At 62.8% G+C, this 21,358-nt stretch carries 19 protein-coding genes and 1 tRNA gene; 4 read left to right on the forward strand and 16 right to left on the reverse strand.

Annotated elements, in window-relative coordinates; all coding sequences use genetic code 11:
- Position 1 precedes the first annotated feature (1 nt).
- The 4 genes from Q9S52_RS08115 to Q9S52_RS08130 all read right to left on the reverse strand — a co-directional run bounded on the left by Q9S52_RS08115 (position 2) and on the right by Q9S52_RS08130 (position 3,631).
- Positions 2-75 (reverse strand) — tRNA-Met (locus Q9S52_RS08115).
- A gap of 159 nt (positions 76-234) precedes the next feature.
- On the reverse strand, positions 235-1,179 hold the full coding sequence (locus Q9S52_RS08120; RefSeq protein WP_304708757.1) for a M28 family metallopeptidase: 945 nt from the start codon (positions 1,177-1,179) through the stop codon (positions 235-237).
- Between the two features lie 19 nt (positions 1,180-1,198).
- On the reverse strand, positions 1,199-3,265 hold the full coding sequence (locus Q9S52_RS08125) for an OstA-like protein (RefSeq protein WP_304708758.1): 2,067 nt from the start codon (positions 3,263-3,265) through the stop codon (positions 1,199-1,201).
- A 48-nt stretch (positions 3,266-3,313) separates the two neighbouring features.
- A complete protein-coding gene (locus Q9S52_RS08130; RefSeq protein WP_300400685.1) occupies positions 3,314-3,631 on the reverse strand; it encodes a 4Fe-4S dicluster domain-containing protein in 318 nt (105 codons plus the stop codon).
- Between the two features lie 92 nt (positions 3,632-3,723).
- On the opposite strand from Q9S52_RS08130, the gene Q9S52_RS08135 reads away from it, so the two are divergent.
- Positions 3,724-3,882 carry a hypothetical protein gene (locus Q9S52_RS08135; protein ID WP_304708759.1) on the forward strand — a complete coding sequence of 53 codons (159 nt, stop codon included), beginning with the start codon at positions 3,724-3,726 and terminating at the stop codon, positions 3,880-3,882.
- A 1,354-nt stretch (positions 3,883-5,236) separates the two neighbouring features.
- Here the strand turns inward: Q9S52_RS08135 and Q9S52_RS08140 are convergent.
- From Q9S52_RS08140 to Q9S52_RS08180, 9 genes are all read right to left on the reverse strand, one after another.
- Positions 5,237-6,673, reverse strand: coding sequence for a peptidylprolyl isomerase (locus Q9S52_RS08140; protein WP_300728940.1), 1,437 nt, complete (start codon positions 6,671-6,673; stop codon positions 5,237-5,239).
- A gap of 18 nt (positions 6,674-6,691) precedes the next feature.
- The gene (locus Q9S52_RS08145) at positions 6,692-7,576 is read right to left on the reverse strand and encodes a hypothetical protein (RefSeq protein WP_300829534.1); all 885 of its coding nucleotides are present in this window, start codon (positions 7,574-7,576) and stop codon (positions 6,692-6,694) included.
- 77 nt (positions 7,577-7,653) lie between these two features.
- Positions 7,654-8,466, reverse strand: a complete 813-nt coding sequence (locus Q9S52_RS08150) for a CPBP family intramembrane glutamic endopeptidase (protein ID WP_304708760.1) — start codon at positions 8,464-8,466, stop codon at positions 7,654-7,656.
- Between the two features lie 1,522 nt (positions 8,467-9,988).
- Positions 9,989-10,666 carry a dethiobiotin synthase gene (gene bioD, locus Q9S52_RS08155; protein ID WP_297627458.1) on the reverse strand — a complete coding sequence of 226 codons (678 nt, stop codon included), beginning with the start codon at positions 10,664-10,666 and terminating at the stop codon, positions 9,989-9,991.
- Positions 10,663-11,427, reverse strand: a complete 765-nt coding sequence (locus Q9S52_RS08160) for a methyltransferase domain-containing protein (RefSeq protein WP_304708761.1) — start codon at positions 11,425-11,427, stop codon at positions 10,663-10,665. Before Q9S52_RS08160 ends, bioD begins: the two co-directional genes overlap by 4 nt.
- Positions 11,414-12,130 (reverse strand): pimeloyl-ACP methyl esterase BioG family protein, encoded by a 717-nt coding sequence (locus Q9S52_RS08165; RefSeq protein WP_304708762.1) that lies wholly within the window; start codon positions 12,128-12,130, stop codon positions 11,414-11,416. Before Q9S52_RS08165 ends, Q9S52_RS08160 begins: the two co-directional genes overlap by 14 nt.
- Positions 12,112-13,290, reverse strand: coding sequence for an 8-amino-7-oxononanoate synthase (locus tag Q9S52_RS08170; RefSeq protein WP_304708763.1), 1,179 nt, complete (start codon positions 13,288-13,290; stop codon positions 12,112-12,114). The genes Q9S52_RS08165 and Q9S52_RS08170 overlap by 19 nt, the downstream gene beginning before the upstream one ends.
- A gap of 3 nt (positions 13,291-13,293) precedes the next feature.
- Complete coding sequence (locus tag Q9S52_RS08175) at positions 13,294-13,542, reverse strand: hypothetical protein (RefSeq protein ID WP_304708764.1); 249 nt, start codon at positions 13,540-13,542, stop codon at positions 13,294-13,296.
- Positions 13,539-14,282: a 2-phosphosulfolactate phosphatase gene (locus tag Q9S52_RS08180; RefSeq protein WP_304708765.1), complete on the reverse strand. Its 744-nt coding sequence runs from the start codon at positions 14,280-14,282 to the stop codon at positions 13,539-13,541. The genes Q9S52_RS08175 and Q9S52_RS08180 overlap by 4 nt, the downstream gene beginning before the upstream one ends.
- Positions 14,283-14,322: 40 nt before the next feature.
- Here Q9S52_RS08180 and Q9S52_RS08185 point away from each other — a divergent pair, with 40 nt between their 5' ends.
- Positions 14,323-14,529 (forward strand): hypothetical protein, encoded by a 207-nt coding sequence (locus Q9S52_RS08185; RefSeq protein ID WP_304708766.1) that lies wholly within the window; start codon positions 14,323-14,325, stop codon positions 14,527-14,529.
- Between the two features lie 1,348 nt (positions 14,530-15,877).
- Here the strand turns inward: Q9S52_RS08185 and argF are convergent.
- From argF to Q9S52_RS08200, 3 genes are all read right to left on the reverse strand, one after another.
- The gene (argF, locus tag Q9S52_RS08190) at positions 15,878-16,876 is read right to left on the reverse strand and encodes an ornithine carbamoyltransferase (protein ID WP_304708767.1); all 999 of its coding nucleotides are present in this window, start codon (positions 16,874-16,876) and stop codon (positions 15,878-15,880) included.
- 359 nt (positions 16,877-17,235) lie between these two features.
- Positions 17,236-18,621 carry a lytic transglycosylase domain-containing protein gene (locus tag Q9S52_RS08195; RefSeq protein WP_304708768.1) on the reverse strand — a complete coding sequence of 462 codons (1,386 nt, stop codon included), beginning with the start codon at positions 18,619-18,621 and terminating at the stop codon, positions 17,236-17,238.
- Positions 18,622-18,659: 38 nt separating this feature from the next.
- Entirely contained in the window at positions 18,660-20,120 is a 1,461-nt protein-coding gene (locus Q9S52_RS08200; protein WP_304708769.1) for a DUF5683 domain-containing protein, read from the reverse strand.
- A 178-nt stretch (positions 20,121-20,298) separates the two neighbouring features.
- Here Q9S52_RS08200 and Q9S52_RS08205 point away from each other — a divergent pair, with 178 nt between their 5' ends.
- Together Q9S52_RS08205 and Q9S52_RS08210 are read left to right on the forward strand one after the other, a co-directional pair.
- On the forward strand, positions 20,299-20,481 hold the full coding sequence (locus Q9S52_RS08205; protein WP_304708770.1) for a hypothetical protein: 183 nt from the start codon (positions 20,299-20,301) through the stop codon (positions 20,479-20,481).
- A 54-nt stretch (positions 20,482-20,535) separates the two neighbouring features.
- Positions 20,536-20,682 carry a hypothetical protein gene (locus tag Q9S52_RS08210; protein ID WP_297626722.1) on the forward strand — a complete coding sequence of 49 codons (147 nt, stop codon included), beginning with the start codon at positions 20,536-20,538 and terminating at the stop codon, positions 20,680-20,682.
- The last annotated feature ends 676 nt before the right edge of the window (positions 20,683-21,358 follow it).

Genomic DNA, 21,358 nt, shown 5'->3' on the forward strand with positions numbered 1-21,358 from the left:
GTAGCGAGAGAGAGACTTGAACTCTCGACCTCATGATTATGAATCATGCGCTCTAACCAGCTGAGCTACCTCGCCAAATAAATTTGTGCCTCCCCTTTGTCGGAAGACGGTGCAAAGGTAATGCGTTCGTTTCGAATTTCCAAACCCTATGCCTTCTTTTTTCGCACCCGACTTTTTGCGTCCGACCCGCCGGAGGCTCCCCGGGTGCGGAAAACGCCCGCCCGGCGAGGAGCCTTACTCCACGTAGGCCATCCGCCAGATCAGGTACCACGACGAACGGGCGATGTCCAGCAGTTTCGGATAGTTGATCCGATCCGGCGTGTCGTTCGGCGTGTTGTAGTCCGGATGGCCGTCCGTGTGGTACCACGCGATCGGAATGCCCGCGCGGGCGAACGGCGTGTTGTCGCTCCCGCCGATCGTCCGGTCGCACGGACGGAAATCCGCCTCCACTTCTGTCAGCCCGCCCGCCTTGACCGATTCGACGTACCAGGTCTTCAGTTCCGGTTTGGTCGACGTGTAGAAGTAGCGGAACAGACGCGGCCGCGTCTCGTCCGTGTTGCGTCCCACCATGTCGAAGTTGATGTAGCAGTCGATCCGCGCCGTGTCCGCCCCCAGTTGCGAGACGTAGTGCCGCGAGCCTTGCAGGCCGCGCTCTTCGCCGTCCCAGAAGGCGAGGATCAGCGTGTGTTCCGGCTGGGTTCGCGTCGCCGCAGCGGCCCGGGCCAGCTCCAGGAGCACCGTCACGCCGCTGGCGTTGTCGTCCGCGCCCGGAAAGACGCGTCCGTCGCGCCGTCCCTCGTGGTCGTAGTGCGCTCCGACGATCACCTGCCGGGTGGTATCCCGTCCCGGAATCTTGACCAGAATATTCCGCAACGCCTCGCCTTTTCTGCCCGTAAACGGTTGTTCCGTAATTTGTTGCGAGTATCCCATCTGTTCCAGCTCCGAGCGGATGTATTGCCCGGCGATCCGCCCTTCGACCGATCCGGCGAGTCGGCCTCCCATTTCGTCCGAGGCCAGAAAACGCAGCGAGGCTTCTGCATTCCGGCGGGTGATGGCTTCGAGTCCGCGTCGGTACTCTTTCCGGGGTTTCGGCGAAGCCTCTGCCGGGGCGGCCATGCCGGTGGCGAGCGTGGTGCCGCAGAGGGCCCAGTACAGGAGGGTGGTATGTAAAGGTTTCATAGTCAATTTATTGTGTGGTTTATTGGTAGAGCAGGGTGGAGGTGTTGAAGATGTCGAGCGTCACCCACAGCGGTTCGCTGCGATCTCGCCAGGTGCCGCTTTCGATCAGCCGTTGGCGCGTCTGCCGGAACCGCTCTTCGATCGAGAAGACCGGCTGGGGATATCCCTCCGCCTCGCGCCGCTGCGAAGGCCGCACCGACCGGTCGGTGATGTCGTACCGTCCGGTCGGCTTCCGTTCCGGCTCCCAGCTGAAGCCTTTCAGCTGCAACGACTGGCCCGCAGGCACCTTGTCCAGCGGGTCGACGTATCCGTCGCCCGATCCTCCCCAGTTGAAGTACACCGGCTCCTGGTCTTCGAAGTCGATGGTGAGGCTGGCGGACGAGACGACGTACATCTCGTCCGGCGGCAGGCTGTCCTGCCCCACGAAGTAATAGTTGATGACGTTCCCGGTCATGATGGCCCGATGAATCTCGTTCTCGCGGAACCACGCCTGAAGGAACCGCCCTTCGGCCTGGTTGAAGAGCGTGTCGGAGTGTTCGGCCTTTTGGGTGATGAACGGCGAGCCGATGAATTCGGCGTAGTCGATCTCGCCGTCGCGGCTGAAGAGCTCGATGCGATCCGCCGTGAGCTGGTTGTCTCCGTTCCAGATCACCGGCCGCCCGTAAAGGATCGCCATCGAGTCCACCGAGTAGGCTGTCAGCGAGTCGCAAATCCCCTGCACGTCCGTTCGCCACAGTTTGACATGATGCCGTCCGCGGACGACCCGCTCGAGGGAGTCTTTGCGCGGCGCAATTCCCGACGGGTCAGGCGATAAGAGGATCGAGTCCGGTGCCGTCGGCAGCGGCGGTTCTTCGGCTCCGATCGCCGCCGCCCGCCGAATCCTGCCCGCCGCGGTCGAGTCCGCCGCCATCGCCGAGCTGTCCGTCGGAACGGTGCGTGTGGTCGAATCTCCCTGCGCCTGCCGTTTTTTTAGCCCCGGTTTCGACCGCCCCGGCCCGTAGGTCTGGAAAAACAGCGTATCGGCCCGCGCAAAAGTGGAGTCCGCCGCCGGCCGTTCCGTCCGGGGCAAAGAGTCGGTCATCCATAGCGTCGAGGAGTCCGCCGCCGGCCTGTCCGGTTCGGCCACGCTGTCGTAGAGGATCACGGCCGGTCGTGCCGTGAGCATCCCGTTACTCAGCGAGTCGTCGTAGAAGCCGTAGTCGCCCAGCCCGATCGCCCGCTGGGCGGTGTCGAGCATCTGGATGTTGCGGCGCAGGGTCACCCGCCTCCCGACGCTTTCGTAGTCCATCGTGTCGGCCCAGAACTCTTGGTCGGCGGTCATGGCGTAGGCGTTGCGCGTGAAGTGGTAGGTCTGGGTCGCGCGGACGTACTGTCCCCGGTCTGCGGTGAGGAAGTCGCGCTCCTGATCCCAAATATAGGTCTTCGCGAGGAACGTAACGATCTCGTTGTTCAGGTCGTATCCGATCGAGTCGGTGCGCATCCGGTAGTCGGTGTTCCGCAGGGCGACGTGTCCGGCGAAGGTAATGAGGGCCGAGTCGCCGTAGTAGATCCCGCGATCGGACTCCATGAGGTTGTCGCGCAGGAAGATGACTCCTCCCCGGTCGTATTTGCCGACGTTGGTGCGTGTGTCGAACTCCATTTCGTCGTAGACCCACATGGTGGCCTCTCCGTTGACGAGTTTCAGGAGGGGGGAGTAGACTTTGGCGAGGTTGGTGTGTCCGTCGTAGCTGGCGCGGTCGCCGTAGATGAAGGTGGAGTCTTTGTTGATGATGACGTTTCCGAAGCACTCCATACGGTATTCGTCGTACCGCCGTGCGCTGTCGCACTGGATGAAGGCTCCGTTGTGGTGGAAGGCGACGTGGTCGTTGAGGTAGAGGACGGTGTCGTTCGGCCCGCGTTTGGCCATCAGGTCGCCGTAGTAGTTGACGATGGCTTTTTCGCCGTTTGTTTCAGCGCCGTCGTTCCGGGACTGTGCCGTCGTTGGGGTCGCTGTTCCGGCTTGGACTGCGCCGCCGCGCGAGGTGCCGAACGGGACGAGGAAAAAGGCGGCGGCGAGGGCGGCGATCAGGTATCGTGTCGTGGGCATAGTGGGTTTCGGGTCGGTTTTTCGATGTGTGGGGCAGGGCCTGCGGGTTTACAAGGTTTCCAGCAGGGTGTGCACCACGGCTCTGGTATTGACCCCTCTGGGGCAGACCATCCGGCATTTTCCGCAGAGCATGCACGCTTTGAGTGCGTTTTTCGCGGTTTCGTACTCTCCTCGTCTGATCCAGTGCTGGACTTTGCGGAGGCTGAAGGGGGCGAATTGTCCGGCGGTGCAGGTGGCGGTGCAGCTGCCGCAGCCGATGCAGAGCAGGGTAGTGGGTTCCCGTCGGATGATGCGGTCTCGGAGCGCGGGGTCTATCCGGTCGAGGTAGATGGCGCGCGGGGTGTTGATGGTGAATCCGAAGTCCATGGTTTGTCGGGTGTTAGGCGAGTTGTCGGGTCTGTGTTTTTTTGGGGTGTGCCTCCGCCCCGGGCTTCCGCGACGCGGGCAATAATGGGCGATTGGGCGCTCTGACGGACGTCGGCAACTACGGTTACAGCTGGGCTTCCACGGTCGGCGGTACCAATGGCATGCACTTGGGTTTCAGCGTGGCGTGGCTTAATCCCAGCACCGCGTACTACCGCGCCTTCGGTTTTCAGTTGCGCTGCCTCTCGGAATAAACGCGCCCACAGGGCGTTTTACTGGTAGCCTCTACCCTGTATTGCGTTTACTGCGGTTCGCAGAACCGCCCGGGCCGGACGCCTCTCCCTCGGGAGGGACGCACAGCGTCTTTTACTGGCCGCCTCTACCCCATGACAGTACCTCCCGAGCGTCTGACCTCCCAAAGCACAGCCAATTCTCTGCCCCAATTCTGTCGGGTTCGGGCCGCGCGCTCCCCGGGTGGGCCGAAAGCCCAGCGCGCAGGCCCGGCGACCTAAAGGTCGCACGAGCACCGCACCCATTCACCGCCTAAAGCTCTCGGTTTCGGCCTGTCGCCCACCCCCGAGCGGCTTCGCCGCTGGGCGACAGGGCCGGCGGTTCAAAGAACCGCGCTACTCGCTCTCAGTTCAAGCGGTCGAAGCCTGCGGGGTTTGGGGTAGAGGCTGGCAGCAAAAGACGCTGTGCGTCCCTCCGCGGCGGGAAGCTTCGGCCCGCGCGACCCAAAGGGTCGCAAAAGCTCGGTCAACAGCTCGGCCCAGCGCGGCGCGAAAACCGACTACGGTTTTCGCGCCCAAAGAACAGCACGGTACAAAGCTCGCTCCAGTTCTTTGCCCCGTGTCCGCCTCACTGCGGCTCCGCTGTCGCTCCGCTGCGTTTGCCGTCGCCCGCTGGGATTTCATCTCGATTTTGCTGATGCAAAATGAGCGAAATCCCTCTTTAGGCGGGCGGGCGACGAAGTTTTCGGCAGAGTCGATTTGTCCGCGCGCCTAGGGAAATCTTGTCAAAACGTGCCAGCACATTTTGACGATTTCTCTTTTAAAGCGTGGCGCGCGATTTGGTTTGAGGGGACTGGCCTCGGGCCGGCCGGGACCCACATCCCGTGGACGGGAAATGCTTACGCATTTCCACTGGCATCCTTCACCCAACCTTCTGTTCCGCGCGCCGGGGAAATCTTGTTAAAACGTGCCAGCACATTTTGACGATTTCCCTCTTTAGGCGTCGGCGCGCGAGCAACTGGAAAGTAATAACGGCCGCGCGCCATGACGCGAACGCGTCGGCCAAGCGGGCCACACTTAGTAAGGCAGAGAGAACCCTAACAATACACCCTGTGGGTGCGTGGACGGGAAATGCTGGCGCATTTCCACTGGCCGCCTCTACCCCAAGGCCGCCTCGGCCCAATTCTTTGTCCGCGCGCTGGCGGAAATCTTATTCAAAGCGTCTTGCGCTTTGATTTTCCAGCGGTCGCGTGCGGTTAGGCTAAGAAGAAATAGTAACGGCCGCCCGCCATGACGCGAACGCGTCAGCCGCGCAGGCCCCGCTTGCCCGCGGTGGGCAAGCGGCAGCCTTGGCTCAACTCCCAGGCGCGGCACCCCGCTACTCCCGAATCCACTTCCGCTCGAACTGCAACCCCCGATATTCCGGCGCGATCCAGACGTACATCTTGCCGATCATCTCGTTGAGCCACTTGTCCAGCGTCCGGTTCTGCTTGTCCTGGAGCGCCACATCCTCGATGATCTCGTAATCCTGGGCCAGGCTCGCCACGTGCGTCGGGATCACCTCGTTGAGCCGCACGATCTTGTAGAGCGTGTTCCCGTTCGCCCGGTCGATCGTTTCGAACGGCGCCGAGACTTCGCCCGGCTGCAACCGCGACAGAGCCCGGTAGTCCATCGGGTCGAGCGCATCCTTCATGTAGCGCGGATTGGCGTACTTCGTGTCGAAATTCTCCCGCGCCTCCTTCGCGTTGAAGACCACCCCGCCGTTTCGGTTCGTCTGGGCATCCATCGAGTAGAGCCCGACCGCCTCTTCGAACGCCTTTTTGTCCGTTCCGATCTCCCGGGCCAAGCTGTCGAGGAGCTTCAGTTCGCGTTCCGTCTCCTCGACCGTGAACTGCGGTTTGAGCAGGATCTGGCGGAAGTGCAACAGGTTGTCGCGCCGCGAGATCAGCTCCACGATGTGGTATCCGTACTCCGTCTCGATCACCTCCGAGACCATCCCCGGCTTCAGGTTTTCGAGCGCCTCGACGATCGGATAGACCAGCTGGTTGGCATCCCCCGGCCCCCATTCGCCGCCGCTGCGTGCCGTCCCCGGGTCCATCGAGTAGAGCCGCGCCAGCGCCCCCAGCTTTTCGCCCGCCAGAATCCGGCGGCGGAATTCGAGCAGCCGCTGCCGCACCTCGAACTTACGCTCCTCCGTGGCCGGCGGCAGCCGCACGATCTGGGCGTAGACGTACTGTTCCGGAATCAGCTCCATCGAGTCGAGCGGCACTTTGCCGAAGAAGTCCGCCACCTCGGCATACGTCACCGTCACCTTTTTCATCACGTCGCTCTGCATCAGGCTGGCCAGCTGCATGTCTTCGGCCGCCTTTTTCAGGTCGTCCTTGATGGCGTAGATCTCCTTGCGGAACCTCTTTTCGAGCGCTTTGACCGATCCCGCTTCGAGCACCAGTTGCTGGATTTGAGCCTCGATCTGCGCTTCGAGTCCGCCGGGGAGCTCCTTGTCGAGCGAGTCGGCCCGGGCCTGTTCCGAGAGGAGTTTCACGATGAGCAGGTTCTCCAGCGCCTCGTCGCGAGCCGGCCGGTCGGTGATCGTACCCGTCACGGCACGCGCCCGCACCGTTTCGTTGGTGGCCTCTTCGAGGTCGGAGAGGAGGATCTGGCTGTTTCCCACCACCGCCACGACCTCGTCGGCAATGGTTTGCGGGAGGACGTGCGCCGTCGAGTCCGTCGCCGGCGCCGCGAGCGCAGCTCCCCGGCCCGAAGCGAGCACGAGCCCGCCCAGCAGCAGAAAGGTCGAAAAGTGTCTGATTCTCATGTAGGAGAGAGAGGTTGATTATTCGCTGATTTTGATGTCGAACCGTCGGTCGTTCCGGGCCGAGGCGTAGAGGCTGTCTTCGAGGTGCCTGAGCAACTCCTGCCGCCGCCGGTTGAGGATGATTTTACGGATATTTTCCGTTTCGCGTTCCCTGGGCGAGTAGTCTCCGCTGGGCCGGAAGAGGTCGATGGCCAGCATGTATTTGTATTCGTCGTCCTCGACGTCGTAGTAGCGGTGCGTCCGGAGGAAGTCGTCGAAGTTGCTCTGCGAGAAAGGGATATGCTGGATCACGGTGCTGAAGTCCGTCCACTCGGTGCTGAAGTCGTCCGTCCGGTATCCGTTTTTGTGACAGATGTTGAGGAAGTCGTCCCGGTCGTTTTCGTTTTCGGATCGGAACATCTCTTCGAGCTTTTTGCTCTGCCTGAGTCCGGCCGGAATCCTTGCGATGCGTGCCTTGACGATCGGCCCGGCGAGCCGGAATCCGTTCCGGTTCGCGTCGTAGTACTCGGTGATCTGCTCCGCCGTGACCGCCGTGTCGAGCCGCTGCCCGACCCACTCCTGTTCGTAGCGGTAGGTGAGCAGCGCGCCGCGATACTCGGCCACCCGGGCCTCGATATCCTGGGTCTGTTCCGAGAAAGCCTCCTCTGCCGCGGCGCTTTTGATCTCCTTGCGCACCCAGTTTTCGGCAATGGCCTGCAACGCCGCCACGCTGTCCCGTGCCGTGAGCCCCGGTTCGATGAGTCCGGCGATGTCGCTGGCATAGAGTTTCCGGTTTCCGACCGAGGCGATGACCTCGCCGCGATCGGCGTTGTAGAGTTTGAGTTTGTTGCAACTCGGGGCGCCGATCGCCAGTCCGGCGAGCAGCAGCCCGGCGAGGCAGGTGCGTGTCGAGAGGTGTTTCACGGTGGTGTTACGATGTGGGCGCGCCCGAAGCGGGGAGCGCACTAACGAACAAAAATAGCGATTCTTTTGCGAAATCCCTAATCCCTCCGGGCGGAATCGCTCTTGGGGCGTCTGATGCGCCGCACGGCATAGGCCGCTGCGGCTGCCGCCAGCACGATCGAAAGGCCGTAGGCGGTGTACCATACGGGCCCTTCTCCGCCTCCGAGGAGCCGTTTTTCGATGCTTTCGCTTCCGAGGACGAAGCCTGCGAGGGTGGCGATGCCGTTGTTGATGAAGTGTACGGCGACGGCGCTGCCCAGCGATCCGGTGAAGTGGTAGATGCAGCCGAGGATCAGTCCGACGCAGCCGGCGTAGATCATCTGTTGGGGGATGAGGTGGATGGCGCCGAAGATGGCGGCGGCGATCAGGATTCCGGCTCCGGGCCCGACTCGTGCGACGAGGTTTTTCTGGATGATGCCGCGGAAGAGGAACTCTTCGAGGAGCGGTGCGGCGACGACGGCGGTGATGACGGGCCAGAGTCCTCCTCTGAGGTAGTCGTCGAGCAGTCGGCTGTACTGGTCGGGCATCCGGTCGGTGATGGGAGTGAGGAGGATGCCTGTGGCGAAGAGGAGGATGACACCGACGAGGATAAAGGGCCCGTGGAGTTTCCACTTTTCGGGCCGGAAGGAGGGCATGAGCACTCCCCAGTGCCGTCTGATGGCGAGTGCGTAGCCGATGGTGACGGCGAAGCTGCCGACGTAGGCGATGAATTGGCGGAGTCCGGCGTTTCCGAGGTGGTCGAGTTGTCGGGCGAGGGCTCCGAGGAGCATGTTGGCGGCGCAGAAGAGGATCAGCAGGCTGAGGATGGGGAACCAGAGGCTTCGGTGCGTCGTGGCTTGGGGGTTTGGCATGAGGGGGCGTTGAGGGGTTGTTTGTGTTCGCGTTTGCGTTGTTTGCGTTCACGTTTGCCCGGACAACGAGTGTCGGGGTGAAATTATTGTGTGTCTCAGGGTGTTTTTGTGCAGGGGCTGTTCACTTTTTTGGGTGCCTGAATAGAAATCCCCGCCCCGGGCTTACGCGATTCAGGCCTTCACGGATTATTGGGAGCTCTGGCGAGCGTCGGCCTCAGCGGATACAGCTACTCATCATCGACAAAAGAAGCTTACAGTCTATTCGTAGATTTCCACACACAGGGTTTCAGCCCCAGCTATACAAATGGCCGTGGTTTCGGTTTTCAGTTGCGTTGCCTCTCGGAATAAACGGGGTAGAGGCTGCCATTTGCCCGCCGCGGGCACGCGGGGCCTGCCCGGCCTGAGGGCAGTCTCCTCCCGTAGCTAAAGCCGCGCGCCACGCCTTAAGAGGGAAATCGTCAAAATGCACTTGTGCGTTTTGACTGGATTTCCCCAGGCGCGCGAAAAGCGCGGCGGAGCGAAATCGGAGCCGCAGTGAAGCGAACACGGGACGGAGAACTGGGGCGAGCTTTGGGCTGCAACTGTTCTTCGGGTGCGAAAACCGGTTGCGGTTTTCGCGCCGCGCCGGGCCCAGCATGGGGCTGAGATTTGGGCAGTGGATTGGGCTGAGCTGTTGGCCGTGTTCCTGCGACCCTTTAGGGTCGCGCGGGCCGAAGCCTCCGACCGCGGAGGCCCGCAACTGACGTTGCTTTGGGCCCCGCAGACTTCGATCCGCGTGGGCGACAGGCCGACCCCGACAGAATTGGGGGCGAGTTTTGAACTGCGAATCGGGCTGAATTGTTGGCCGAGCTCTTGCTGCTCTTTGAGCCGCGCAGTTCGCCGCCACCCCACGCGGCTGGCTGCAACTCGACGGGGCTCGTTGCTCCTCCGCTGGCGGCGAACTTAGGTTAAGAGCGAATGGCGCGATTCCGTTCGGAATCGCCGTCCTCGGCGCGCAGCGAACGCCGAAGGCGGGCGCCGGGGGGCGCACCCGAGGACGAATGGGCTTGGCTTTTGCGGTTCTTCGAACCGCCGAGCTTGTGTGCTGGGCCGTTCGGCCCACCCCCGGAGCGCACAGTCCAAAACCAACAGAATGGGGCGTCAAACAAGGCACTGCTTTTGCGACCCTTTAGGGTCGCGCGGGCCGGACGCCTCCCCACGGGAGGCCCGCAACTCGTGAGCCTCGTTCGGCCCCCGCTGGCTCCGTCCGCCAAAGTCGACCCAGTTAGAGTAACTCCAACCCCTTGCCCCCGCGAGCGGCACCCTCGTTTATTCCGAGAGGCACCGCAACTGAAGACCGTAGCCACGGTAGTCCGCGTTGCAGGGAGTGAGGCTCTGCGCATTGAAGTGCAAGAACCACCCGATGATACCGCTGACCGCAGACGACCAGCTATAGCCGTAGCCACCGACGCCGCCCGGTACGCCCGAAGAGTTACCGCGGAAGCCCGAGGCGGGCCGCCGACACGCGAAAACAGACCGCCCCTCAGAGCGCCGGAATGTCGATCAGCTGCGCCGCAGGCCAGTAAACCCGCAAGTAATCAGCGATATACGCCCGCGTATCCGCCGCGATGACCGGGTCGCCCGCCGGACAGAGATTCCAGAGCACCCCCCCCACCTCGATCCCTCGCGCCCGGCAAGCCTCGAAGCTCAACAGTGTGTGATTCAGGCTCCCCAGCTTCGCCGACGTCACGAAAAGCAACGGCAGCCGCCGCTCCGCCACATAGTCCATCGTGAGGTACTCGCGCCCCCCCTCCGTTGCCGCCGAGAACGGAGCCAGCGGCACCGCCAGCCCTCCCGCCCCCTCGACCAGCACGATGTCGTAGAGCCCCCGCAGCCGCTCCGTCGAAGCGTCGATCCGCGCCGTCTCCACCGCGCGCCCCTCCAGCGCCGCCGCTAAGTGCGGCGAGGCCGGAAAACGGTAGATCAGCGGAGCCGTCGTCCCGTCGAGATCCACCTCCTGCAACGGAATCCCCATCAGCCGCCGGTGCAGTTCGATGTCCTCCGAGAGGCCCGTGTTGCCCGTCTGGACGAATTTCTGGGTGATGACCCGCACCCCCTGCTCCTCGGCCAGGCGACGCGCCAACAGCCCCGTGGCGTAGCTCTTCCCCGCATCGGTGTCGATGCCGCTCACGAAGTAGACGCCGGATGAAAATGGTCTCATGGTTTTTGTGCGATGATGATCGTCGGATGAAAAGTCAAAGTTACGCCATCCGCCGCGATTTCGGAAGCCCCGGCGCACGCAGCGCGATAATCCGCGTCGAATTGCCTCAGCCGCCCCCGCGTCCACCGCTCCTCGGCCACCGCGTTGACCCCCGTCCGGCTCAGGTGGCGCAGCACCTCCAGCGGGGTCGGGTAGGGCACCGCTTCGATTTGCTCCTCCCGGTCGGTGATTTGTAAGTGATTGGAGATGAAGATATCGGAGAGCTCCGACAGCGAATAATATTCCAGTCCCAGCCCCGTTGTCGCCGTGATTTCGCGGAAGTTTTCCGGGCCGAACGTCCCCACCGCCAGGAGTCCTCCCCGTCGCAGCCCTCGTGTCGCGCGAGCCGCGAAAGTCGGCAGGTCGTCGAACCACTGCACCGTCGACGCCGTCGCGATCAGGTCGTAGCGCGCCTCGCCGAACGGGAAATGTTCGCCGTCGCCCGCTTCGAAAGCGACCTCCGGCGGCAGAAAACGCCCGCTCTCCGGCACCAGATCGTTCGCCGTCCACGCCGCCTCCGGGAAAAGCGCGACCAGCCGCCGCGTCAGAAATCCCGTCCCCGCGCCGATCTCGACCCCCCGCCGCACCGCCTCGGCCGGTATCCGTTCCGCCAGCCGGCCGGCCAGTCGCTCCGCGATCGTCCGCTGCACGACCGCCCCCGTCTCGTAGGTCGCCAGATTTCGTGCGAACCGCCTCTGTAATAACTCTTTATCGTGCTTCATGAATCGAATGCTTCAGGAACTCCCCGTCGGCCAGCGGATAGTGCGGCATCCCCTCCCCGACCGTCACCCGCACCCCCGCCTCCGTCCAGTAGCGCATCATGTTTTCCGGCGGGAAAATCGCATCTTCCGTCCCCGCCACCGCCTCCGTCCAGAAGCCCGCATGCGGTACCGACGCACCCGCCGCCGTCTCCGCCGCCCCGTCCCGCAGCCGCCGCAGCTCCTCGCCGATCTCCTCCAATCCTCTGGTCGAGCGGTGTTTATAGTACTCCCGCAGCGTCTCCGGCGTGCCGCACATCCGCTCCAGGAAGCGCCCCGTCCCCGCCCCCTCGATGCTCCGGACGGTCACCGCGAAGGCCCGCACCGGAATCCCATAGGCGTCGTGCACCGGTAGCGGCGTCCCGTTGACCGCCACCGCCCCGTCCCAAACGCCATCCGCCCCGCCGAAAATCCGCTCCGCCGCCCACACGCCGAACGACCAGGCGATCAGGTGTTTGTGCCGGTAAGGCGCTATTTGTGCATAGAGTTCGCGGGCCTCTGCCGCAGCAGGGAGGCTGCGGTAGTCGAAGAGGCACAGCAGGTCGTATCCTTGCGGCAGCGCGAGGTGCCTCACCAGTTCGTCCGACCCCGCCCATCCCGCCGCGAAGACGATCACCCCCCGCTCGCTCCGCATCTCCGGCTGCGAATTTATCCAAACTGCCTGCATAATGTGGCGAATTGTTCGATTTTATACGGCGTGTGGCCCGCGCAGAGCGACACCCGCAGCCGCGCCTCTCCCTCCGGCACCGTCGGATGGCGGATCGCCGTCGCCCAAAAACCCTCCGCCTTCAACGTCCCGGCCATGGCCAGTGCCCGTTCGTTGCTCCCCGCCGGAATGGGAACGATTTGCGACTCGTACGGAGTCTCCGGCTCTAAAATCGTGTTGACCAGTGCGATAAGCTCCCGAATCCGCTTCCTCCGCGGCGCGAACTCCGGCATCAGCCCCAGCAGAAACCGCGTCCACTCCAGCGAGATGTCCGGCAGCGCCGTCGAGAAGATCAGCGGCCTCATCCGGTTGACCAGCAGCCGTTTGGTCTCATCCGAGCACCCCACCGCCGCCCCCTGCGAGGCCAGCGCCTTGCCGAACGTCACCACGTGGTAGTCCGCCCGCAAAAGGTGTTCCGGCCGCCCCGCGTTGTAGGCCGCCAGCAAGCCCGCCCCGCACCTTTCCTCCTCAGGCCCGTAGACCCCGAACGCGTGTGCCTCGTCCAGGTAGAGCCGGAACCCGTACCGGTGTTGCAGCTCCGCCAGCTCCGCCAGCGGCGCGAAGTCGCCGTCCATGCTGAACAGGCTCTCCGTCACGACGATAATCCGCCCCCCGCGGCCGTGCTGCGCCTCGAGCATCGTTTCGAGCTGTTCCATGTCGTTGTGGCGGAACCTGCGCCACTCGACCCCCGCTCCGCAGAGCCTCAGCCCGTCGATCAGGCTGGCGTGCACCAGCTTGTCCGCCAGCACGAGGTCTCCGCGCTCCGTCACCGCCGGCAGCACCCCCGTATTGACGGCGAATCCCGACCCCAAGACCAGTGCCCGCTCCGTCCCCAACCGATCGGCCACCGCCGTTTCGAGCGCCTCGTAAGCCGGGCTGTTCCCCGTCATCAAGCGCGACGCCGGATTCCCGAGTAGAAACCGCTCGACATCCGCCTCCAGCAGGAACCGGTTCTGCAACGCCGGCTCGGCCAGCCCCAGGTAGTCGTTCGAGGAGAGGTTGTAGTACTCCCGCTCCCCCTCGTAGATGTAGGTTCCGACGCTCCGTAACGTACAGAGGCTGCGCAGGTTGCCCTGCGCAGCCAGCGCGTCGAGTATCTGTTGTTCGCGACTCTCTGCCATCCGCTAATCCTCCTCCTGCCATGCCGCCCCGGGCACGATCCGCACCGCTTCGGATGCCACGGTGCGCGGCACGATCAGGCTGACTTGTCCCTGAATGAACGGCAGCACGCTGCCTCCCGTCGCTCCGTCCACTTCGCATTCGATGCCGCGGCTGCGGAGCAGGTCGGCGTCGAGCCAGGCCTCCTGCGGCGTGGTGTAGCGTTTGATGACGACCAGCCGGCTGCGGTCGTCCTGATTGGGTTGGTGTGTCATAGTCGTATTCCTCCTTCCGGTTCGTAAAGTTTGGGTACGATCTCCAGCTCGTTCCGCCTGAGGCACCAGGCGATGTCCGCTCCCCACCGCTCTCGGATGGTGTGGTAGTGCAGGCAGTGATCCAGCGCGCCTTGCAGGTCGTCTTCGTAGCGTCCGTAGACATCGGCGCACCACCAGGCGATGTCGCTGAGCTCGTACGCATACCGAAGGTTCAAATAGCGTGCCATCATGCCGGCGCACAAGCTGTCTTCGATAGTGAACCGGTCGTGGCGTCCGGAGCAGACGAGGACGACGTCTTTCCCGAGTTCTCCCAACCGCCGGGCGACGGCGTCGGCGTTGAGCAGGGCGGCGATATAGATTTCGTCGGCGAGCCCTCTGGCGCAGTTCACGGCGCGTGTGCCGTTGGTGGTGCTCATGACGACGGTGGCGTCCCGCACCGCTTGTGGGGTGTACCGCAGGGGGGAGTTGTCGAGGTCGAATCCGTCGATAATCACGGTGTTTCGCTCTCCGCCGAGCAGCACGGGGCCCGGATCACCGGCCGTGCGATGTGCCTGTTCGATTTGGTCTCGGAGCCGGAAGCTCTCTTCGACGCCGGTGACGGGAATGATCTCTCTGGCTCCGTTTCCGAGTGCGGTGACGATGACGGAGGTGGCGCGGAAGACGTCGATAACGGCGACGTTCCGTCCCCGGACTCGTTCCGGGGTGACTTCGGCGGCTGTGGTGATGATGTCGACCTGCATAGTATTGTTTTTGAGTCGGTCGCGGGACGACGTCCCGAGTTTGTTTTGTTATCGCCCCGCCCCGGGCTTCCGCCACCACGCTTCGGGCGCGCTGGACGGCTTCGGCAACGAGGGGACGGTCTGGTCTGCGTCGGTGCCCGACGGCAGCACGGGCGCCTGGCGTTTGTTGTTCTATGCGACGGGCATGTATCCTTCGACTGCGAACGATCGCGGCTACGGTTTTCAGTTGCGTTGCCTCTCGGAATAAACGGGCAGGAAAGCTTTCGACGGAACCGATTGGGGACTTAGAACCCGGGCTTGTTCCTTTTTCGTATGCTTGCGGTTCGCAGAACCGCCCGGGCCGGAGCCACCCCAGGCGTAGGCCTGCAACGTCGCAGAACTCGTTTCCGCCCACGCTGGCTCCGACCCGCTCCACTTAAGCTACCCTATTGGGGACGAACTACCTATTCGTTTTTGACAAAGTGGGCCGGACGCCCGGGAGGAACGGCAACTCTCGACGCGCAAGCGGCGTGTTGCGGGCCGCCCGTGGGCAGGCGGCCGGCCCGCGCGACCCGTTGGGTCGCAGAAGCTCGGCTCATTTGGTTTCGGACTTTCGTCCAATTCTGTTGGGTTCGGGCTGCGCGCTCCGGGGGTGGGCCGAAGGCCCAGCGCGCAGGCCCGGCGGCTCAAAGAGCCGCAAGAGCACGGCCTCTTTGCTATGAGGTTCGTCCTCAGCGCGCCCCGCTAAAGCGACGCCCTCGCCGAGGACGGCGATTCTGCGAATCGCGCTACTCGCTCTCAGTTTTAACGGTTCGCCGCCAGCGGAGAGCAGCAACGAGCTCCGACGAGTTGCAGCCCGCCGCATGGGGGGGCGGCGGACTGCGCGACCCGTTGGGTCGCAAGAACTCCGCCACCAGCACCGCCCAAATCAGCCAAGTTCGGCCTGTCGCCCATCCCCCCGAGCGGCTTCGCCGCTGGGCGACAAGGCCGGCGATTCCTCGCGGAATCGCGCTATTCGCTCTCGTCCGAGAGTAAAGCCCTAAGCCCGGGCACCAACCTCGCCCCAATTCCGTCGGGTTCGGGCCACGCGGCTCTGCGAGTCGCAGAAGCTCGGCTAAAAGCAAGACCCAACTCACCGCCCAAATTTCAGCCCCATACTCGGCCCGGCGCGGCTCAAAAACCGGTTGCGGTTTTCGAGCCCAAAGAACTGTCACAGCCCCAAGCACAGCCCAGTTCTTTGCCCCGTGTCCGCCTCACTGCGGCTCCGCTTTCGCTCCGCCGCGTTTTCGCGCGCCTGCGCGATTCATCTATATTCGGCTCACCGCCGAAATAGTTGAATCGCTTCTTTAGGCGGGGCGCGCATCTTTGGCTACGGGAGGGTACTGTTCTTTTTAACTTCGCTGCGCTCGTTTTCCTCCTCGCCGCTCGGCAATTTGCAAATTGCGTTTGCATTGCTCTCGCTGGCAGCGTCGGTTGTGAACAAAAAGAACCAAAAAAACTTTAGACGGATGCTTACGCATCCTCCCGCTGCCGATGGCCCAACCCTTCGCTCGCGCGCGGTCGGCTGAAAACGATAGCGGCCGACCGTCGTGGCATGGAACGCGGAGAACTTCTGCCTAAAACGACGTCTCCGGCTGCTGCGACAGCGTCGCCACCATCACCGCCTTGATCGTGTGGAGCCGGTTTTCCGCCTCGTCGAAGACCAGCGAAGCCGCAGACTCGAACACCTCGTCCGTCACCTCCATCTCCCGCAGCCCGTATTGCTGGAAAATCTCCTGCCCGACCGTCGTCTCCAGGTCGTGGAACGCCGGCAGACAGTGCAGGAACTGACACTTCGGATTCCCCGTCAGCTCCATCATCCGCCGATTGACCTGATACGGAAGCAGTTGCCGGATCCGTTCGCCCCACACCTCCGTCGGCTCGCCCATCGACACCCACACGTCCGTGTAGATGAAATCCGCCCCCTCGACCGCCTCGGCGACCTCCTCCGTAATCGTAATCCGCGCCCCCTCTTCCCGGCGGAGCTTCTCGACGAACGCCGCATCCGGATGGTACGCCTTCGGCGCCGCCGCCGAAAAGATCATCCCCATCTTGGCGCATCCCGCCATCAGCGACCGCGCGACATTGTTGTCCGCCGTCCCCGCGAAGCAGACCTTGATCTCCTCCAACGGCTTGTCACAGTGCTCGATCATGGTGAGCAGGTCGGCCAGAAACTGCGTCGGGTGACACTCGTTCGTCAGCCCGTTCCAGACCGGAACACCCGAGTACTCGGCCAGCGTCTCCACGATCTCCTGCCCGTAGCCCCGGTATTCGATCCCGTCGTACATCCGCCCCAGCACCCGCGCCGTGTCGCGGATCGACTCCTTTTTGCCCATCTGCGAGCCGCTCGCGCCGATGTAGGTCACCGCCGCCCCCTGGTCGTGCGCCCCGACCTCGAACGAACAGCGCGTCCGGGTCGAATCCTTGGCAAAGAGCAGCACGATGTTTTTCCCCGTTAGGTACCGTTCTTCGTTTCCGGCCCGTTTTTGCGCCTTGAGCCGCGCCGCGAGCCGAACGAGTCCGTCGATCTCTTCGCGCCGCAGCGATGCGATATCTAAAAAGCTTCTTCTGTACATAATCTTCTTTTAATAATTCGATTTTCTGTACCCCGTTTTGGCTACAGGAGGGTACTGTTCTTTTTCTGAAGAAAAAGAACCAAAAAGACTTCAGAGCGCATCCCTGCGGGATGCTCTGGCCGTGTCTGCCCTTGGGTTGGGCTGGATTTTCGGCGGGCGCGCTTGGGTGATATCCCCGATTAACGCGCCTCGCCTGAAAATCTCAGCCCAACGAAACAAGGCGGAGAGAACCCGTGGTCGTCCCATGGGGACGACCTCTGCAAAAGTTCTTTGGGTACCTTTCTTTCAAGAAAGGTACGGTTCCCTCCCGCACAAAGAAACAGAGAGGACAGAAAAACGATTGATGAATGAAAGAGCGGTTATTTCCGGTAGATGACCAGCGTCTGTCCCGGTCGGAGCGTTTTGGCGTTCTTGATGTTGTTCCAGCTCATGAGCTGGCTCACCGTGACATTGTATTTCATCGCGATTCGGCCGAGGATATCCCCGCTTTTGACCTTGTAAGTGATCTTCGTACCGCTCCCCCTGCTGCCCGACGAAGCCGCCGACTGGTTTCGCGACGTCGTCGCCGTCAGCTGTTCGTCCGACAGGTTGCTGATGTTCAGGTACTTCGCCAGGTAGAGCGTATCCTTGTCATAGATCGACCGGCTGTTCCGGATGAAAGCCGAGGCGTACTCCTGCGGCAGCGTGAGCGTGTACGGCTGCGCCTTGGCCGGCACCACATCGTTGATATACTGCGGGTTGAGCCCCCGGAGCACCTCGATCGGGATGTCGAGCGTCGAAGCCACCTGCTCCAGATGGAGCATGCGGTCGATCTGCACCGTATCCGTCGCCACCGGATGCCACGGCACCGTCGGTCTCAGGTTGTGCGCCTTGTAGTACGTATAGGCGTATGTCGCCGCGATGAACGCCGGGATGTAGCCCCTCGTCTCGCGCGGCAGGTACTCGTACAAGTCCCAGTACGTCGCCGCGTTGCGTCCCCCGTGCGCCGTCCGGAAACGCTCCATCGCCTTGTTGACGTTCCCCGGCCCGCAGTTGTAGGCCGCGATCACCAGCGTCCAGTCGCCGTACATCCGGTACATGTCCTTCAGGTAGCGGCACGCCGCCTCGGTCGATTTGACCGGGTCGCTGCGTTCGTCCACAAACGTGTTGATCTCCAGTCCGTACGCCTTCCCCGTCCGGAGCATGAACTGCCAGAGTCCCACCGCCGCCGCGCGCGACTGGGCCCTCGGCACCAGCGCCGATTCGATCACCGGCAGCATTTTGAGCTCCATCGGCAGCTTGTAGCGGTACAGCGCCTCCTCGAAGATCGGGAAGTAGTACTGCGCGAGCCCCAGCACCCGTTCCATCGTCCCTCCGCGGCGGGTGTAGGTGAGGATGTACTTCTTGACGATGTCGTTATAGGGTAGCTGCACCTCGGTGGCCATCATCTTGAGCCGTTCGGCATAGACCTCGTCCGGCAGCGCGCCCCGCATGTCCACGTGGTCGAGGTCGACGTCGATGAACTCGTTCACGAACTTGTCGTACGATTCGACGATGTTCCGGTGTTTGAAGTTGGCCAGCAGCGAGTCGTAGGTACTCGCCCCCGTCCCGCGGAGCGCCAGCCGGCCGAACGAGCGGGTATCTCCCGTCTGCGCCCCCCCCCTCAGCGGGCTCGCGGCGAGCAGCGCCAGCATCGCCCCGAAGAGGCAGAGAGAAAGCCCCCCCCATCTATATCCCCCATCGGTTGTGAGTCGGAATTTTCGCATGATATGGTTGGTTAGTCAATTTTTCGTCGTCGTCCCTCTCAGAACCGGAAGCTCAGCGCCAGCCCGTATGCCGTCCCCTGAGCCGGACTGACCGGCCGTCCGTTGAAGCGGCTGTCGATCATCGTGGGCTCGACCCTCACCGAGAGGTTCTCGTCCACGTCCCAGTTTTTGAGCGAAGCGATCACATAGGTGTCCACGATACTGAGCAGATAAGCCGCCGCCATACCGATGATCGCCAGGTCGCGGTCCCTCCGGTAAGCGCTCCTCACGCGCGAGAGGATCTCCGGCGAGTACCGTCCCCCGAACTCGTCCACCGTCGACGGGTTTCCGTCCGTCAGCGCGTCGTATGCCGTCTTGTACCGCTGGTAGTTCCGGTTGTTGTAGTCGATCACCGTGGCCAGGGCGATAAACCCGCCGTAGTAGATCGGCAGCCGCCAGTAGGTTTTGGTGTAGACGAACCCCATCCCTGGAAATACCGCCGCCAGCGTGGTCGCCTTTCGCACCGGGTCGACCGGCCCGCGGTAGTTGAAGACCGCGTCGGCCACAAAGTAGAGGTACGTGGCCCCCGCCATGGCAAACATCAGGGTCTGTCCGCTCCCCGCGTTCCGCATCTGTGTCCTCGCCCGCCGCTGTATGTCCGGCGGCAGCCGCAAGTCCACCGCGCGGTCGTACTCCGCTTTGTAGGTTTTGTATCGGTTGTGGAAGACGAACCCGCCGGCCAGAAATCCCCCCACGCCGCCATAGAGGATCGGCAGTTTCCACGCCTGCCGGTTGTATATCTGCCCGAATCCCGGCGCAATGGCCGAGAAGAGGGTGTGTCTCCCCGCCGAAATGGTGTCTTGCGTAATCCGGAACCGGGGTTTGAAGAGCCGGGCCGAGTCTTCTGCCGAGAGCAGCCCTCCGCTCCCGTCTTTCCCTCCTTCCGCCGCGCCGGACTGTGTGCTGTCCGCCTCCGGATAGGTGAGCCCCGCGATCCGGAACGGTGCTTTCCACAAAGTCGAGTCGGTCACGTATTGCACCAGCAGCGAGTCGCTGAATCGGCTGGCGATGAGCGTATCCGGCGCCGTCCGGAAAGCCGGAATGCTGTCGAATCCCGCTGCGCGGATCAACGCGCTGTCGGGTCGCAGTGTGGTGCGGATATACCGCCCTCTCCTGAACAAGCTGTCGGTTTCGGGATCGAACGGCGATCCTTTGGCTCCGCCCGAGATGCGGACGTGCTGTCCGACAGCGATCCCATCCATCTCTTTGACGCGTTCGTTGAGTTGTTTGCGTTGGTCGATGGTCAGGTCTTGCCGCATGCGCCGTTTTTCGGCGAGCCGCTGTGCTTTGGCCTCCGCCTTTTCGATCCGCCGCCGGTCTCGTGCGGTGATCGCGGTACTGTCCGCCGCTCCGGCCGAGGCTTGTGCCGCCGTCGCTCCGCAGCCGCCGAACCACACGAATCCCCACAGCAAAGCCCGAACGCTCAGCCGACCGAAAGGATATGCAAACACACGCAGCATGATATAGGTTTGTTTTTTAGTTTGTTAGGTTCTTTTTGTCCGGTTGCCTTTTGTCCGGTTGCCTTTTGTCCGGTTGCCTTCAGGCCGTTTCCGCGGGCTCGGTTTATAGGCGCCTTGGGCCGAGGCGCCCATCTTTCGCGTGCCGAGCGTCCCCGCCCCGGGCTTCCGTGACTCAGGCGTGAATGGTCCTTCGGGCGATCTGGCGAGCGTCGGCAACAGCGGATACAGCTGGTCGTCCACGCCCTATGACTCGGGAGATCGCTACCGTGGGACATATTTGGGTTTCAATGCAACGTGGTTTGCATCCAACAGCACGGGTAGTCGCGGCTACGGTTTTCCGTTGCGTTGCCTCTCGGAATAAACGGGGCCGAGCAGCTCCGCCCCGGGCTACCGCAATCTGGCGAACGGCGAGCCGGTGACTGTCGGTAACTACGGTTCCAGCTGGTCTTCCGTCACGAGCGGTATCTACGGACAGGACTTGAATTTTCATTCGCAGTACCAGTACACCAGCGGTTCGGACGGTCGCGGCTATGGTTTTCAGTTGCGTTGCCTCTCGGAATAAACGGGGTCGAGCAGCGTGCGGTGGGCAATGGGCTGGAACCACCCCAAACAGCAGCCTCTATCTCCACAGGCCTGCCCCACAAGCTATCTGCATTCTCTACCCGAAGCCCATCGGAGCTATCCTAAATTAGGCCGTCACCTTTTTTTTCATTTATTGCGGTTCGAAGAACCGCGCGACCCTATAAAGGGTCGCGAGAACACAGCCATTTTTTCGGCCGCAGCCAGCGGAGAACGAAATATTAAGGCCGAGGCGGCCAGTAAAAGACGCTGTGCGTCCCCTCTGCATCCGGGGGCTGCGGGCCGACCGTTGACACGGGGACTGAGCTACTCGCTCTCGGCCCTAAAGTAAAGACCAAAGCTCGGCCAACAGTTCAGCCCAACCCACAGTCCAAATCTCAGTCCCAAGCTCGGCCCAGCGCGGCGGGAAAACCGTAGTCGGTTTTCCCGCCCGAAGAACAAGCACAGCCCAAAGCAAAGCCCAGTTCTCCGCCCCGTGTCCGCCTCACTGCGGCTCCGCTATCGCTCCGCCGCACTTTCGCGCGCCTGGGGAAATCTTGTCAAAACGCGCCAGCGCATTTTGACGATTTCCCTCTTTAGGCGGCGGCGCGCGGCTTTAGCTACGGGAGGGTACTGCGCTCGGGCCGCGCGGGCCCCACGTCCCGTGGACGGGAAATGCT

It is taken from the genome of uncultured Rikenella sp. (genome assembly GCF_948810725.1).
Lineage (GTDB): Bacteria > Bacteroidota > Bacteroidia > Bacteroidales > Rikenellaceae > Rikenella.

Excerpts from the sequence above, each read along its gene's own strand:
- Q9S52_RS08120 (WP_304708757.1), bottom strand. The coding sequence starts at position 1,179 with ATGAAACCTTTACATACCACCCTCCTGTACTGGGCCCTCTGCGGCACC.
- Q9S52_RS08125 (WP_304708758.1), bottom strand. The coding sequence starts at position 3,265 with ATGCCCACGACACGATACCTGATCGCCGCCCTCGCCGCCGCCTTTTTC.
- Q9S52_RS08130 (WP_300400685.1), bottom strand. The coding sequence starts at position 3,631 with ATGGACTTCGGATTCACCATCAACACCCCGCGCGCCATCTACCTCGAC.
- Q9S52_RS08140 (WP_300728940.1), bottom strand. The coding sequence starts at position 6,673 with ATGAGAATCAGACACTTTTCGACCTTTCTGCTGCTGGGCGGGCTCGTG.
- Q9S52_RS08150 (WP_304708760.1), bottom strand. The coding sequence starts at position 8,466 with ATGCCAAACCCCCAAGCCACGACGCACCGAAGCCTCTGGTTCCCCATC.
- bioD (WP_297627458.1), bottom strand. The coding sequence starts at position 10,666 with ATGAGACCATTTTCATCCGGCGTCTACTTCGTGAGCGGCATCGACACC.
- Q9S52_RS08160 (WP_304708761.1), bottom strand. The coding sequence starts at position 11,427 with ATGAAGCACGATAAAGAGTTATTACAGAGGCGGTTCGCACGAAATCTG.
- Q9S52_RS08165 (WP_304708762.1), bottom strand. The coding sequence starts at position 12,130 with ATGCAGGCAGTTTGGATAAATTCGCAGCCGGAGATGCGGAGCGAGCGG.
- Q9S52_RS08170 (WP_304708763.1), bottom strand. The coding sequence starts at position 13,290 with ATGGCAGAGAGTCGCGAACAACAGATACTCGACGCGCTGGCTGCGCAG.
- Q9S52_RS08175 (WP_304708764.1), bottom strand. The coding sequence starts at position 13,542 with ATGACACACCAACCCAATCAGGACGACCGCAGCCGGCTGGTCGTCATC.
- Q9S52_RS08180 (WP_304708765.1), bottom strand. The coding sequence starts at position 14,282 with ATGCAGGTCGACATCATCACCACAGCCGCCGAAGTCACCCCGGAACGA.
- argF (WP_304708767.1), bottom strand. The coding sequence starts at position 16,876 with ATGTACAGAAGAAGCTTTTTAGATATCGCATCGCTGCGGCGCGAAGAG.
- Q9S52_RS08195 (WP_304708768.1), bottom strand. The coding sequence starts at position 18,621 with ATGCGAAAATTCCGACTCACAACCGATGGGGGATATAGATGGGGGGGG.
- Q9S52_RS08200 (WP_304708769.1), bottom strand. The coding sequence starts at position 20,120 with ATGCTGCGTGTGTTTGCATATCCTTTCGGTCGGCTGAGCGTTCGGGCT.